Origin of the sequence: Bradyrhizobium tropiciagri, from assembly GCF_018130545.1 — a bacterium.
Taxonomy (GTDB): domain Bacteria; phylum Pseudomonadota; class Alphaproteobacteria; order Rhizobiales; family Xanthobacteraceae; genus Bradyrhizobium; species Bradyrhizobium tropiciagri_A.
The window spans coordinates 1,131,377-1,145,246 of sequence record NZ_JAFCKF010000002.1; the positions used below are offsets into that span (position 1 = coordinate 1,131,377).

Below are 13,870 nucleotides of genomic sequence, written 5' to 3' on the forward strand. Positions count from 1 at the left end.
CCCCGAACGAGCCAAAGACGGAGCCTGAAAGGAGAAGTCATGGGAAAGCTTGAAGGTAAGGTTGCGGTCGTCACGGGTGGATCGAGCGGCATGGCGCTGGCCAGCGCCAAGCGGTTCGTCGAAGAAGGCGCCTATGTCTTCATCACGGGCCGGAGGCAGCAGGCGCTCGACGAGGCCGTCAAGCTGATTGGCCGGAACGTGACCGGCGTGCGCGGCGACGCGGCCAATCTCGACGACCTCGACCGCCTGTTCGACACAGTGAAGCGGGAAAAGGGCAAGATCGACATCCTCTACGCAAGTGCCGGCATGGGCGAAGCCGTCCCGCTGGGCGAGATCACCGAGCAGCATTTCGATGCGGCCTTCGGCCTGAATACGCGCGGCACGCTGTTTACGGTGCAGAAGGCGTTGCCGCTGTTCAACGATGGCGGATCGATCTTCATGACCGGGTCGGTTGCTTCGGTGAAAGGCTTTCCCGGTTACGGCGTGTATTCGGCGAGCAAGGCGGCGTTGCGCTCGTTCGCACGCACCTGGCTCAACGAACTGAAGGGCAGGAATATCCGGGTGAACGTGCTGAGCCCGGGGCCGATCGCCACACCGATGCAGGACCAGGTCCTCACCGAGGAGGCGAAGCGGATGTTTGAATCGCTGATCCCGCGCGGAAAGATGGGGCGTCCTGAGGAAATTGCGGCAGCCGCAGTGTTCCTTGCCTCCGACGAATCCAGCTTCGTGAACGGAGTGGAGCTGTCCGTCGACGGCGGCTTCTCGGCCATCTGACATCACGCCTGCTCGCGGGAAACGAAGCGGATAACCCAGCGCCTTGCAGGCCGGAACTCAATATCAACACGGATCGGAGAAGTATCATGAGCTACGCAATTATCGGCTTCGGTGCGGTAGGCCAGGCCCTCGCCCGGGCCTTCGCCCGCAAGAACATCGAGGTGGCCGTCGCGAGCCGTCGGCCTGCCGAGGCGTTGGCCCCGCAGGCGCGGGCGATCGGACCCACGGTCATCACCAGATCGCTGCGGGATGCGCTCGAGGCCGACACGATCATCCTGGCGGTCCCGTTCGGTGAGCATCGCGAGGTCGCAAACGCCCTGCCGAGCTGGCAAGGCAAGACGGTGATCGATGCGATGAACGCGTTGCTTCCCCCGGAGGAACTGGACGGCCTCCCCTCCTCCGCCTTCGCCGCGAAGGCATTCACCGGCGCAAAGTACGTGAAGGGCTTCAATCACCTGATTGCAGCCAAGCTCGCTGCCGATCCGGTCGTCGAGGGCGGCCACCGGGTCATCTTTCTGTCTGGTGACGACGAGGATGCGATCGCGCCCGTGGCGGCCCTGGCCAAACAACTCGGGTTCGCACCCGTCAAGCTCGGAAAGCTCAACGAGGGTGGCGCTTTGGTGCACGCACGCGGCCGCGTATGGGGCCCGCTGATCTTCCAGGATCTGTTCAAGAAGGAGCCGTGATCGATCCTCGATTGTGTGATCGGGCCGAGAAGCGAGTGGCCCGCATGAGCGCAGCGACATGCGGGACACCACGCTCAATCAAGATGCCTCTCAAGATGCCTTGGCCGGCTCGGACATCGTTATCCGGTTCTTGACGCTGGGACGTTCCTGCATCCGTGCATACCATGCCAAAAGAGCCTCGCACTCCACGGGTACCGGCACCTTCACGAGTCCCGCGAAGATCAAGCCGCCGATGAGGGTGATATCGGCCATCGTGAACGCCTCGCCGGCGACGAACGGCCGTCCTTTCAGAACGCCGTCAAAGTACTGCATCCCCCTCAGGGCCTTGTCGCGCTGGCGGAATCCCCATTCGGGGTTCTGATAGATCTCGACATCAGGTCCAAGACCCGGCGTGGCGTGGTGGAAATAGACGCTGATGGCGTCAAGCACCTCCAGTTCGGCGCGCTTGCTCATCATGTGGATCACGCCTTTTTCGCGCGGGGTTCTGCCGGTCAGCGTCGGCGCGCCATCGAGCGCATCAAGGTACTCGGTAATGGCCGTGCACTCGCCAATGTAGGTCCCGTCGCTGAGCTCGAGCACCGGCAGGGTGCCGGAGTAGTTCTTGGCGAGGAATTCGGGCTTCTTGTGCTCGCCCTTGTAGAGATCGACCAATACGAACTGCACCTGCGACCGCAGGTTCTTTTCGGCGAGGGCGATGCGAACGCGGGCCGGATATGGCCCGGTCGGCCAATCGTAAATCTTCATCATGACTCCTGTTTTGCCTACCTGTCACTTGGTAGGCCCGATATGGGGGCTTTCAATTCGGCCGGTCAAGCCCTACCTGTCACTTGGTAGATAACGAAGCAGTGAGGCGACGACGTGAGTGCAAGCGCTCGGGAGGCCATCCTGGCGGCGGCAAAGCGGACCGCGCAGGCGCGCGGCTATGGCGGCCTGAATTTCCGCGATCTCGCCGACGACGTCGGGATCAAGGCTGCCAGCATCTACCACCATTTCCCAAGCAAGGCCGACCTCGGCGTGGCCGTCGCACGGCGGTATTGGGAGGACACCGCCGCCCAACTCGAGGCGATGCTGGCGGAAACCGCCGATCCCGCCCGTTGCCTGCGTCGTTATCCCGAAATGTTTCGCAAAGCGCTCGAGAGCAACAATCGCATGTGCCTCTGCAGCTTCATGTCCGCGGAAGTCGAGGACCTGCCGGACGCAGTGAAGAAGGAGGTCCAGACCTTTGCCGACGTCAACGTGGCGTGGCTGAGCAAGCTGTTGGTGGCCGCGGGCCTCGTCAGTTCGAGAAAGAGCGAACAACGGGCCCGCGCCATCTTCGCCGCGATCGCCGGCGCGCAGCTCGTCGCCAGAAGCCGCTCTGACATTTCGCTCTACGACGCGACGATCGACAATTATCGCGCCGCGGGTCTGCTCCCGAAGTAGATCGTCCATGGCTCAATCCTGCTGACGTGGTGCATCACGCCTCCGGCTGATCCACCCTGCGCGCTTCAACCAGCGTAACGGCATGCAACGGCATTCTCGCGACTGAAACGTCCGAGCCTTGCGTGTCGTTTCACCCTCTCTCTTGGCAGAGGGCGCAGGGAAGACCGGGTGCCGATCGCACCCATGGGCCCCGTGCAATAGGTGGAAAGCACGGGGGGTAGGACCACAGGTGTAACCGGGAACAACCCGGCCTTCCCTGCGCGATGGTTGTGCGGCTTACTTCGTGCTCTCCCCGGCGAGACTGGGCTTTTTTGTCACCGCCCTCGCACGCGCATCGCGCAAGCGAGAAGACACCTACCACTAGGGCGTCAGGACCACACGACTTCGCCGTCCACCTCACGCGCACTCGTCAGTCGCGCATTCAGCGTCCACCGCATCTCGACCCGCGTTCGTGACGATCGCGATCCGCCCCTCGTGTCGGGTGAGACGCGCATATTGAACAGCTGAGTTGGGTCAAACACCAAGCGGAATATTTTCTTATCTCGGGATTGACGGGTTTTGGTGAGTTGCCCGTCGGGGTGATTTGTCGCAGGCGGTGGAGCGCGATTTGATTTGCGTTGGGCGCGAGCCATTTCCGGCAGCCCGTATGAGGGCGCGAGGATTCTATCGGGTGCTCGGTCTTGGCGAGTAAGCGGTAAGAATGGACTCGAGAACTACGTCGCGCCTCGTTTGCTTCCGCAATACCGATCCCCAATCCGTTCAAATACAAATTCCAGAAGGGGTGTATCTTTGTAGTTATGCGAAATCCATGAGATCCAGTAGCCGTCAAAAGGCGTTCGGATCCGACGTTCAATGCGCTGATGAAATCTAACGCTTGCTTTTTCGGCTTTGCTTCAACCGACTTGAAAAAATCGAAGCATATCGCAGCCAAGCTTTCCGCGTTATCTTTTACGAACTGAGCATCGAGGTCGTACGGAAGAGTATCATTCTCACCACTCTGACCGATTTCGAGGGCGGCTCGATAAAAATGATCTTGTTTTATATTTGCGGACATCGATTGTGTCGCTTACCCATTTTCAATCAAAGCAAGCTCGTTCAGACAAGCGGCTGATGTTTGCGGCGAGAGATCACCGGATTCTACATCCTATTGTCCCTACTCCCACTCAATCGTCCCCGGCGGCTTCGACGTCACGTCGTACACCACCCGGTTCACGCCCTTCACCTCGTTGATGATGCGCGTCGCGGTCTCGGCCAGAAACTTCATGTCGAACTGGTAGAAGTCCGCGGTCATGCCGTCGGTCGAGGTGACGGCGCGCAGGCCGACGACGTATTCGTAGGTGCGGCCGTCGCCCATCACGCCGACGGTCTTCACCGGCAGCAGGACCGCAAAAGCCTGCCAGATCGCATCATAGAGGCCGTGCTTGCGGATCTGGTCGATATAGACCGCGTCCGCGTTGCGCAGGATATCGAGCTTCTCCCTGGTGATATCGCCGGGGCAGCGGATCGCGAGGCCCGGGCCCGGGAACGGGTGGCGGCCGACGAACACTTCGGGCAGGCCGAGCTCGCGGCCGAGCACGCGCACCTCGTCCTTGAACAGCTCGCGCAAGGGCTCGACGAGCTTCATGTTCATGCGTGCCGGTAGGCCGCCGACATTGTGGTGCGACTTGATGGTGACGGAAGGTCCGCCGGTGAAGGAGACGCTCTCGATCACGTCGGGATAGAGCGTGCCCTGCGCCAGGAACGCGGCGCCGCCGATCTTCTTGGCCTCCGCCTCGAACACGTCGATGAACAAGCGCCCGATGGTCTTGCGCTTCACCTCGGGATCGGTGACGCCTTCGAGCTCGCCCAAAAACTCCTTCGACGCGTCCACATGGACCAGCGGGATGTTGTAGTGGTTGCGGAACAGGTCGACGACGGTCTTGGCCTCGTCGAGCCGCAGCAGGCCGTGATCGACGAACACGCAGGTGAGCTGGTCGCCGATCGCTTCATGGATCAGGACCGCAGCCACGGCGGAATCGACGCCGCCGGAGAGACCGCAGATCACCTTGCCCTGGCCGACCTGGGTGCGGATCTTCTCGATCGCCTCCTCGCGGAAGGCGCGCATGGTCCAGTCGCCGGTGAGACCCGCGACCTTGCGCACGAAGTTGCGCAGCAGCTTGGCACCGTCGGGCGTGTGCACCACCTCGGGGTGGAACATCAGGCCGTAATACTTCCGCTTCTCGTCCTGGATGATCGCGAACGGTGCATTCGGCGAGGTGCCGGCCACCGAGAAGCCGGGCGGCATTTTTGTGATCCGATCGCCATGGCTCATCCACACCTGGTGCTTTTCGCCGTGGCCCCAGACGCCGTCGAACAGCTGACTGTCGGTCTTCACTTCGACATCGGCGCGGCCGAATTCGCGGTGATGCCCGCCCTCGACCTCGCCGCCGAGCTGGGCCGCCAAGGTCATCTGGCCGTAGCAGATGCCGAGCACGGGAACGCCGGATTCGAAGATCAGCTGCGGGGCGCGCGGCGAGCCGGTTTCATGCACCGACTCAGGCCCGCCGGAGAGGATCACGGCTTTGGGCTTCATCTCCTTGAAGGCGGCCTCCGCCTTCTGGAACGGCACGATCTCGGAATAGACGCCCATCTCGCGGACGCGGCGGGCGATCAGTTGCGTCACCTGGCTGCCGAAATCGACAATCAGAATCTTGTCATGCGCCGAGGCCGCTGATGGCGTCGACGAGTCACGGGCTGTGTGCTGGGCTGTCATGGCAAGCAGATACGCGACGGCGCCCGCCCCCGCAACCGCGGCCAGCGTTGCGCCCACATTCTTCTTTGGGCATGGACAAATCGATATAGGTCAGTATTATTGACCTAATTTGGCTTTGACCAATGCAGGAGGAAATCGATGCCGGAGTTTCACGAGTCCTCGCGCCTTGCCGCCCTCGGGCGCGACTGGATCACCGCCTGGAACGCGCGCGACCTCGAGCGCGTGCTGGCGATGTATGCTGACGATACCGAGATGACCTCGGACCGGATCCCGGCGTTCGGCTTCGGCGCGACCGGCACGGTGCGCGGCAAGGCGCAGCTGCGGGCCTATTGGAGCGCGGCGCTGGCGAAACTGCCCGAGCTGCATTTCGAGCTGATCGACCTCTATGTCTCGCCCGACAGCGTCGTGGTGTTCTATCGGAACGAACGCGGCAAGAAGATCTGCGAATATCTGCGACTCGATGCCGAGGGCAGGATCCGGCAGGGCTCGGCGAACCATCTGGTGGGTTGAGGGCAGACCGTAGGGTGGGTTAGCCGATCACGTCCTCGGCCGCACAACAAGCGACGGCGGGAGGCGTAACCCACCGAGCCACACGACGAGAACATCGGTGGGTTACGGCTTCGCCTAACCCACCCTACGCACCGAGTTTGAGGACACGCCGAATGAAAATCCCGACCCTGCCCTTCACCGTCACCGACTGGAGCTCCATCGAACCTTCAGTGCATCCCGGCGAGACCGGGCAGGCGCTGTGGCGCACGCTCAACATCGGCGAGCTGCGGGTGCGGATGGTCGAGTATTCGCCCGGCTATCTCGCCGATCACTGGTGCGATCGCGGTCATGTGCTCTTCGTCGTCACCGGCGAGCTCGACACCGAGCTGCGCGACGGCCGCAGATTCACGCTGAAGCCGGGCATGAGCTACCAGGTCTCCGATTTCGGCGACGCCGCGCATCGCTCGTCGACGACGACGGGCGCGACGTTGTTCATTGTGGATTGAAGCGGTCGCTCCACTCTCTCCCGTCACCCTGAGGAGGTCGCGAAGCGACCGTCTCGAAGGGCGACAGCCCGACTCTCTCCCCATCCTTCGAGGCTCGCTACGCTCGCACCTCCAGCGACAAAGGCGAAGCCTTTGCGCGGGGATGACGGCGGAGTGCGGGGACAGCGCCGCGTTGACTGGTGCGCACATTCGCTCACCGCTTCCGCACCGCAACCTTCTTCACCTTGGTGTCCGACCACACCAGCGGCTTGCCGCCCTTCGACGGCAGCACGAGTTGCCCGACCGCTTGCCCGGCCGGATCAAGCAGCACCGAATGCGGCTCGCCGCGGGCATAGAGATGCGCCTCGCCCCATTGCCGCAACGAGACCACGATCGGGAACAGGTCGTGGCCGCGTTTGGTGAGCACATATTCCTGATAGGCGCTGCCGTCTGACGCTGCGACCTGCTCGAGCACACCGAGCTCAACCAGCGTGCGCAGCCGCGCCGTCAGCATGCCCTTGGCGATGCCGAGGTTCTTTTGGAAATCGCCGAACCGGCGCAGGCCGTCGAAGGCGTCGCGCACGATCAACAGCGACCACCAGTCGCCGATCGCGTCCAGCGCGCGCGCCACCGGGCAGTCCGCTTTGGCGAATCCGGTCCGCTTCATCGCGGCCAATCTCCTTCGATCACGATTCCGAACTGGTCTTAAAATAGGACTAGACAGTGCCCGATGCAACTGGTCTCATGATAAGACCAGATTGTGAATTGCAGCGGAGGCAAGATGACAGACCAATCGATGGCGGAGGCCGGACCGGTCAAACGGAACAACAGGACGAACGACAAACGCGCTAACGCAGGGGCAAGCGCCCTTTCACCCGCGGTCGTGCTGCTGTTCGCCGTCGCCTGCGGGCTCAGCGTCGCCAACATCTACTTTGCCCAGCCGCTACTCGACACCATGGCGCAGGATCTGGCCATCACGCCCGCGGTGATCGGCGGCGTCGTGACGCTGACGCAGATCGGCTACGCTTTCGGGCTGATGCTGATCGTGCCGCTCGGCGATCTCTGGGATCGCCGCAGGCTGATCGTCGGCCAGACCGTGCTGTCGGCGATCGCGCTCGCCATCGTCGGCACCGCGCCGAACGCCGTTGTGCTGCTCGCCGGCATGGTGCTGGTCGGGCTGCTCGCGGTCGTGATCCAGGTGCTGGTGGCCTACGCCGCGACACTCGCTGCACCGGCCGATCGCGGCCGCACCATCGGCACCGTGACCAGCGGCGTGGTGTCGGGCATCTTGCTGGCACGTTTTGCCGCCGGCGCGCTGGCCGATCTCGCCGGCTGGCGCGTGGTCTACCTCACCTCGGCCGCGCTGACGCTGGTGCTGGCGGCGCTCCTGGCTCGCGCGCTGCCGCGGCATGCACCGCAGCCGATGGCCGGATCGTCCTACGCAAAGCTGTTGCGCTCGACGGCTACCCTGTTCGCTGAGGAGCCCGTGCTGCGCGAGCGCGCAGTGTTCGCGCTTTTGATCTTCGCTACCTTCAGCGTGTTCTGGAGCTCGGTCGTGCTGCCGCTTGCCGCGCCGCCGCTGTCGCTCTCGCACACCACGATCGGCATGCTCGGGATCGCGGGCCTTGCCGGCGCACTGGCCGCGCGCAATTCCGGCCAGCTCGCCGATCGCGGCTGGGGACAGCGCACCACCGGATTGTCGTTGCTCCTGATGCTCGCCGGCTGGGTGCCGATCGCCTGCCTCAACACTTCGCTATGGCTGGTCCTGGCGGGCGTGCTGATGATCGACTTCGCGGTGCAGGCGATCCACGTCACCAACCAGAGCCTGATCGTCGCCGCGCGCCCCGAGGCCGCGAGCCGCCTGGTCGGCGGCTACATGGTGTTCTATTCGATCGGCACCGGATTCGGCGCGATCTCTTCGACGCTGGCCTATGCGGCGGCCGGCTGGCTCGGCGTCTGCGTGCTGGGGGCTACGATCAGCGCGATTGCGCTGCTGTTCTGGGTGATCGTGGTGAGCAGGACACCGGCGCCTGCAGGCGTGTGCTCCGAAGCGTAGCGGCCTCATCCGTCATTGCGAGGAGCGATAGCGACGAAGCAATCCATTTCTCCGCTTGCGGCGTGATGGATTGCTTCGCTTCGCTTGCAATGACGACGGAGAAAGCCTCACGCCTTCTTCAGCACCGAGACGAAGAATCCATCCGTGCCGGTGCGGCGCGGCGTCATTAGCAGCCCCTCCGGCGATTGCAGCGCGGCCTCGGCAAACGCCTCGGCCTTGTCCCACAGCACCGATGCGGTCTGCTCCGCCGGCTGCACCGAAAACTCCGGATGCCGCGCAATGAACGCTTTGACCTGCTCGCCGTTCTCCTCCGACAGCACCGAGCAGGTGATGTAGGCGATCCGGCCGCCGGCCCTCACCAGCGGCGCGGCGCGCGCCAGCACCTCGGCCTGATCCTTCAGCCGCACCTCGAGCGCGCCGGGGCGCATCCGCCATTTGGCGTCGGGGTTGCGGCGCCAGGTGCCGGTGCCGGTGCACGGCGCGTCGATCAGCACGAGATCGGCGGAGGCCTTGATGTCGCTCAGCACCTCCTCCTCGCCGCGCGGCGTGCGGACGTCGCAATTGTGCACGCCGGCGCGCGACAGCCGCTCATGGATCGGCGCGAGCTGGCGCTTGTCGCTGTCAGTCGCGATCAGCCGGCCCTTGCCTTGCATCATCGCCGCAATCGCCAGCGTCTTGCCCCCGGCGCCGGCGCAGAGATCGATCACCTGCTCGCCGGGCTTGGCGGCCGAGAACAGCGCGGCGAGCTGGGAGCCCTCGTCCTGGACCTCGATGGCGCCCTTGATGAAATCCTCCTCGGCATGGATGCCGGGGTTGCGCGCGTCGGCACCGAGTTCGATGCGCAGGCCGAGTGCCGACCACGGCGTTTCCTTGGCACCGAGATGCGACAGCCGCGGCAGCACCTTCTCGCGCTTGCCGCGCAACGTGTTGACGCGCAGATCGAGCGGCGCCCGGCTCGCCATCGCGGTCGCTTCCGCCGCGCGGTCGTCGCCGAACACCTTGGCCAGATGCGGGTCGAGCCAGTCGGGATAGTCGCCCGCGACATGCGCCGGCGCATCCTTCAGGGAACGCGAGGTCAGCGCGGCCTCTTCAGTCGCGGTCAGCGGTTCCGGCGCGAACCGGCCGCCGTCGCACAGCGCGGAAATGGTCGGGACATCCATGCCGCGTTCGAGCTTGAGCATGCCGAGCACCCGCGAGCGGGCGCTGCCGTCATCCATCAGCCACGCCGCGGAGGATTGCCGGCGCAGCACGTCCCAGATCAGGCCGGAGATCGCGGCGCGATCGCCGGATCCGGCATAGCGGTGCGCGGTGCCCCATTCCTTCAGCGCCTTGGCCGCAGGAATGCGCTGTGCGTCGATGGTGGCGATCAGCTCGATCGCGGCGGAAAGCCGGGCGGCGGGGGTCATGGATCTCTTTCGGTTGGGCGCATCAGATCAGCAGCAGCAGTCTGAGCGCGAAATACAGCCACATCGCCGCCAGCACCAGCACGCCGGCGAACCAGGCGAGCGAGCGCGGCCGCACGTCGTTGGAGGTGACGAACACGCCGGCATGGGCAAATCGCGTGACCACGAACACCCAGGACATCAGCACGATGAACAGATCGGCACGGTGCAGCGGCAGCGCAATGGCAATCAGGACATAGAACAGCACCGGCAGCTCGAACTGGTTGGCAAAGCAGTTGGCGAACTGGGTGGCGCGGGCCGGCCAGTTCGGCTCACGCAGCGCGATATCCTTCATCCTGGTCTCGCCGCTCGCCAGCGTCCGCGTGCGCAGCGTCGCCATCCCAAACAAGAGCGCGAAGGTGAGCCCAATCTGGATGAAGACCGGCAGCAGAACCATTTGAACCGACATCAGAATCTCCTCAGCCCTCTTAACCGCCGGAGCGGCCCAACACAATGAAGCGTCCCAAAAAGGCGCCTGGGTAATCCGTTGAACCATCCCCCCAGCCCGGGTGACCAACTCCCAGGACCAATGGCGGTTTCAGTTCTTGACGGATGACGCGATGAGCATCATCACCCCGATCCTCGACGGCGCGGCCCTGGCGGCCGCAGCCCTCGGCGATCTCCTCACCTCCCTGCTCAAGGCGATCGATCCCGCTGTCGGCTGGTTCGACGACGCGGCGGATGGCGGGCTCGGCATGGTGATGTCGGGGCTTGCCGGCATCGCCGCGGCACTGCTGGTCGCGATCCTGCTCTCGGTCTATCTCCGCACCGGCTATCGCTCGACGCACGACATCGTCAAGCACTCCTTCGCCACGGCGCTGGTGCTCGGCCTGCTCGGCTTTGCCGTCTACGATATGCGGCAGGACATGCGCGACTATTTCGGACTGAGCGCGGCGCCATCGGACACGGGAACAAACCTGCCCAACACCGGCCTGTTCGGAAACCGCAGGAGTCCGCCGGCCGCCCCCACGCGCGCGATCAAGACGTTTGCGATCTAGGGCCACGCGCGAGCCTCATTCAAACACGCGCGAGCCTCATTCAAACAAGACATCAAACAACGCATCAAACAGAGCGGCGAATAAGTCGCCGAAATCGTCATCGTTCCGACTTCGCGCCGACCTATGCTCCGGGCGAAAGGATCGATCCATGGCCCAGTTTCGCTTGACGCAAATCTCAGACACCCACCTTGCGCGCCGCTTCACGCCGCTGATCGACAATTTTCATCGGGTGAGCGAACACATCGACGCGACGCGGCCCGATCTCGTGCTCAACTCCGGCGACGTCTCGTTCGACGGGCCGACCAGCCGCGACGATCTGGCGTTCGCCAAGCAATTGCACAGCGCGCTGCCGGTCGACTGCCTCTATCTGCCCGGCAATCACGACATCGGCGACAACCCGACCGCGGTCGGCCCCACGCCTGCACACCTGCCGACCGAAGAAACGTGCGGCGCCTTCACCTCGGTGCTCGGCGAGGACCGCTGGCATTTCGACGCCGCCGGCTGGTGCTTCATCGGGCTCAACTCGCTGATCATGAACACCGGCCTCGACAGCGAAGCCGAGCAGTTCGACTGGCTCGCAAGCGCGCTCGACAAGGCCGTCGGCAGGCCGGTCGCGCTGTTCGTGCACAAACCGCTCTATCTCGACGTGCCCTACGACGCCGAGCGCGTCGAGACCTCGTTCCGCTACGTGCCGCAGCCGGCGCGGCGGCGGCTGATCGAGATGTTCGGCAAGGTCGATTGGCGCCTGGTCGGCAGCGGCCATGTGCACCAGCGCCGCGACTACACGTTCGAGCATGTCCGGCACGTCTGGGCGCCCTCGACCGGCTTCATTATCTCCGACGCACGGCAGGAATTGATCGGCATCAAGGAAGTCGGCCTCGTCGAGTACCGCTTCCAGCCCGACAGTTTCGAGGTCCGTCACGTCAGGGCGAAAGGCCAGGTCGATGTCGACCTGGACACGCTGCTCGGCAAGCAGCCGGTGGCGTAAGCGCGTCAGCCCCGTGCCGCGTCGTGCAGGTCCCGCTTGATGACGTTGAGCAGCGCCTGCAGCGAGTCCTTGTCGGGCTGCGCCGCCGCGGGGGCCGGCCGCACGCGCATGACGCGCACCGGCTCGGCGTCCGGCTGCTCCTCGACGAATTTTCCATGCAGGACGTCGTCGCGGCGGCCCATGACGAACATCGTCGCCCAATAGCCGACGGCGAGGAGAATGACCCCGCAAACAATGACTTCAAAAACCATGGCTACACCTGAAATATAGCCATATTGAATCAAGTGCTGCGGGTCCCCGTCAAGCAAATGGGGGCCGAAAGGCCCCCAAAACCCCGCCGATGTGGCGATTTTGATACTTTGTTGCGCGGAATGGGAGCTTAAATGCCTCGTTTTGACGCGTTTTCTTCACGCGAACCGGTGCCTATCCCGGATCAGGTCCGGGACAGGCTTTGCTCCAAAACGCGATCGCTCACGCCTTGTCCGGCCCGATCCGGACCAGTTGCTTGCCGAAATTGGCGCCCTTGAGCAGGCCCATGAAGGCCTCCGGCGCGCTGTCCAGCCCCTCGGTCACGAACTCCTTGTACTTGACCTTGCCCTCGCGCACCCACTGCGACATATCGCGCAGGAAGTCGCCATGCATGGCGGCGAAGTCGCTGACGATGAAGCCACGGAAGGTCAGCCGCTTGGTCAGGATGTTGCGCATCATCGCACCGGCCCATTTCGGCGCGTGCGCTTCGGTGTCGTTGTAATGCGCGATCAGGCCGCAGACCGGGATGCGCGCGAACGCATTGAGCAGCGGAAACACCGCGTCGAACACCGCGCCGCCGACATTCTCGAAATATACGTCGATACCCTTCGGGCAAGCTTCCTTGAGCTTCGCCGCGAGATTGGGATCGCGATGGTCGAGGCACTCGTCGAAGCCGAGCTCGTTCTTGACGTAGGCGCACTTGTCCTTGCCGCCGGCGATGCCGATCGCACGTGCGCCCTTGATCTTGGCGATCTGGCCGACTGCCGAGCCGACCGCGCCGGACGCAGCCGCAACCACCACCGTCTCGCCCGCCTGCGGCTTGCCGATCTCGAGCAGGCCGGTATAGGCGGTCATGCCGGGCATGCCGAGCACACCGACCGCGGTCGAGATCGGCGCGATCTTCGGATCGATCTTGGCCAACCCCTTGCCATCGGACAGCGCATGGGTCTGCCAGCCGGCGCGCGACAGCACGATGTCACCCTTGGCAAAGGCGGGATTGTTGGACGCGATCACCTCGCTCACCGTGCCGCCTTCCATCACGCCGCCGACCGGCACCGGCGCGGCATAGGACGGACCGTCGGCCATGCGGCCGCGCATATAGGGATCGAGGGACAGCCAGATGGTGCGCAGCAGCACCTCGCCCGCGCCCGGGGTCGGCGGCGTGTAGTCCTCGAGCCTGAAATTGGCCGGCGTCGGCTCGCCATGCGGGCGCGAAGCCAGAACGATGCGCTTACCTTGGGACATGATTTCCTCTTGAGATGATTGGTTCGTGGCGCACACGTAGTCATGCAATCCACCTCCCCGCAAGGGAGATGGATTTGCTGTTTTCGTGCGCGCTTGTTTGAAATGTTGTTTGAAATGACGAGCGTCATGCCGGGCGCGATGACGCCGGGCGCCACACCGTCATTCCCCGGTGCGCAATTGCGCACCTGAGGGCGATGCGAAGCACCGAGCCCGGAATCCATTCATCCACCGACGATGAGGCCCGATGGATTCCGGGCTCTCGCTTTCGCGAGCCCCGGAATGAC

General features: G+C 64.0%; 15 protein-coding genes. 8 read left to right on the forward strand and 7 right to left on the reverse strand.

Annotation, left to right across the window (positions count from 1 at the left end; genetic code table 11):
• The first annotated feature begins 39 nt into the window (after positions 1–39).
• Both JQ616_RS12040 and JQ616_RS12045 read left to right on the forward strand, forming a co-directional pair.
• A complete protein-coding gene (locus tag JQ616_RS12040; protein WP_212014833.1) occupies positions 40–774 on the forward strand; it encodes an SDR family NAD(P)-dependent oxidoreductase in 735 nt (244 codons plus the stop codon).
• 86 nt (positions 775–860) lie between these two features.
• Entirely contained in the window at positions 861–1,460 is a 600-nt protein-coding gene (locus JQ616_RS12045) for an NADPH-dependent F420 reductase (protein ID WP_212014554.1), read from the forward strand.
• A 90-nt stretch (positions 1,461–1,550) separates the two neighbouring features.
• Here the strand turns inward: JQ616_RS12045 and JQ616_RS12050 are convergent, their stop codons facing one another.
• Positions 1,551–2,204, reverse strand: coding sequence for a glutathione S-transferase (locus JQ616_RS12050; protein WP_212014556.1), 654 nt, complete (start codon positions 2,202–2,204; stop codon positions 1,551–1,553).
• A gap of 114 nt (positions 2,205–2,318) precedes the next feature.
• On the opposite strand from JQ616_RS12050, the gene JQ616_RS12055 reads away from it, so the two are divergent.
• Entirely contained in the window at positions 2,319–2,882 is a 564-nt protein-coding gene (locus JQ616_RS12055; protein WP_212014558.1) for a TetR/AcrR family transcriptional regulator, read from the forward strand.
• A gap of 1,153 nt (positions 2,883–4,035) precedes the next feature.
• Here JQ616_RS12055 and guaA read toward each other — a convergent pair.
• Complete coding sequence (guaA, locus tag JQ616_RS12060) at positions 4,036–5,634, reverse strand: glutamine-hydrolyzing GMP synthase (RefSeq protein ID WP_212014835.1); 1,599 nt, start codon at positions 5,632–5,634, stop codon at positions 4,036–4,038.
• Between the two features lie 138 nt (positions 5,635–5,772).
• On the opposite strand from guaA, the gene JQ616_RS12065 reads away from it, so the two are divergent.
• Both JQ616_RS12065 and JQ616_RS12070 read left to right on the forward strand, forming a co-directional pair.
• Entirely contained in the window at positions 5,773–6,144 is a 372-nt protein-coding gene (locus JQ616_RS12065) for a nuclear transport factor 2 family protein (RefSeq protein WP_212014560.1), read from the forward strand.
• Positions 6,145–6,296: 152 nt separating this feature from the next.
• Positions 6,297–6,629: a DHCW motif cupin fold protein gene (locus tag JQ616_RS12070; RefSeq protein WP_212014562.1), complete on the forward strand. Its 333-nt coding sequence runs from the start codon at positions 6,297–6,299 to the stop codon at positions 6,627–6,629.
• A 193-nt stretch (positions 6,630–6,822) separates the two neighbouring features.
• Here JQ616_RS12070 and JQ616_RS12075 read toward each other — a convergent pair whose 3' ends face one another.
• Positions 6,823–7,275: a winged helix-turn-helix transcriptional regulator gene (locus tag JQ616_RS12075; protein ID WP_212014564.1), complete on the reverse strand. Its 453-nt coding sequence runs from the start codon at positions 7,273–7,275 to the stop codon at positions 6,823–6,825.
• Positions 7,276–7,389: 114 nt separating this feature from the next.
• On the opposite strand from JQ616_RS12075, the gene JQ616_RS12080 reads away from it, so the two are divergent.
• Positions 7,390–8,664, forward strand: coding sequence for an MFS transporter (locus JQ616_RS12080; protein ID WP_212014566.1), 1,275 nt, complete (start codon positions 7,390–7,392; stop codon positions 8,662–8,664).
• A 107-nt stretch (positions 8,665–8,771) separates the two neighbouring features.
• On the opposite strand, the gene JQ616_RS12085 is transcribed toward JQ616_RS12080, so the two are convergent.
• Both JQ616_RS12085 and JQ616_RS12090 read right to left on the reverse strand, forming a co-directional pair.
• Positions 8,772–10,070 (reverse strand): RsmB/NOP family class I SAM-dependent RNA methyltransferase, encoded by a 1,299-nt coding sequence (locus JQ616_RS12085; RefSeq protein ID WP_212014568.1) that lies wholly within the window; start codon positions 10,068–10,070, stop codon positions 8,772–8,774.
• A gap of 22 nt (positions 10,071–10,092) precedes the next feature.
• The gene (locus JQ616_RS12090; protein ID WP_212014570.1) at positions 10,093–10,515 is read right to left on the reverse strand and encodes an MAPEG family protein; all 423 of its coding nucleotides are present in this window, start codon (positions 10,513–10,515) and stop codon (positions 10,093–10,095) included.
• A 151-nt stretch (positions 10,516–10,666) separates the two neighbouring features.
• Here JQ616_RS12090 and JQ616_RS12095 point away from each other — a divergent pair, with 151 nt between their 5' ends.
• Together JQ616_RS12095 and JQ616_RS12100 are read left to right on the forward strand one after the other, a co-directional pair.
• On the forward strand, positions 10,667–11,104 hold the full coding sequence (locus JQ616_RS12095) for a hypothetical protein (protein WP_212014572.1): 438 nt from the start codon (positions 10,667–10,669) through the stop codon (positions 11,102–11,104).
• A 148-nt stretch (positions 11,105–11,252) separates the two neighbouring features.
• Positions 11,253–12,092 (forward strand): metallophosphoesterase family protein, encoded by an 840-nt coding sequence (locus JQ616_RS12100; protein WP_212014574.1) that lies wholly within the window; start codon positions 11,253–11,255, stop codon positions 12,090–12,092.
• 5 nt (positions 12,093–12,097) lie between these two features.
• Here the strand turns inward: JQ616_RS12100 and JQ616_RS12105 are convergent, their stop codons facing one another.
• The gene (locus JQ616_RS12105) at positions 12,098–12,343 is read right to left on the reverse strand and encodes a hypothetical protein (RefSeq protein WP_212014837.1); all 246 of its coding nucleotides are present in this window, start codon (positions 12,341–12,343) and stop codon (positions 12,098–12,100) included.
• Positions 12,344–12,563: 220 nt separating this feature from the next.
• Positions 12,564–13,586: an NADP-dependent oxidoreductase gene (locus JQ616_RS12110; RefSeq protein ID WP_194454843.1), complete on the reverse strand. Its 1,023-nt coding sequence runs from the start codon at positions 13,584–13,586 to the stop codon at positions 12,564–12,566.
• Positions 13,587–13,870 lie beyond the last annotated feature (284 nt).